The following is a 255-nucleotide window of genomic DNA, read 5'->3' on the forward strand; positions in this document are numbered from 1 at the left end:
CCCGGAACCGGGACGCGCCGACCTGCGCCACCCGCACCCGGTAACCCACACCACGCAACTTCAAATCCAACGGCCGACCCGACTCATGCTGCACCTGCGGACGCCCACCAGAGGCAGTAGCCAACAGACGGGCCCGCTCCACCTGTTCCTCGTCCTCGTAGGCGTCGATCGCGGCGGCGGCCAACGCCACCGCGGCGTTGCGGTGCGAAACCAACCGGCCCTCAGCCCGAACCCGATCAATCCAGCCGGTGTCAG

The 255-nt window shown here is 69.0% G+C and carries 1 protein-coding gene; it reads right to left on the reverse strand.

Annotation, left to right across the window (positions count from 1 at the left end):
• Positions 1 to 255 (reverse strand): hypothetical protein (locus IZR01_RS49775; protein WP_194927947.1); only part of this gene is annotated, 255 nt, incomplete at both ends.

The sequence above is a fragment of the Catenulispora pinisilvae genome, from assembly GCF_015356865.1.
In the GTDB taxonomy this organism is placed as follows: domain Bacteria; phylum Actinomycetota; class Actinomycetes; order Streptomycetales; family Catenulisporaceae; genus Catenulispora; species Catenulispora pinisilvae.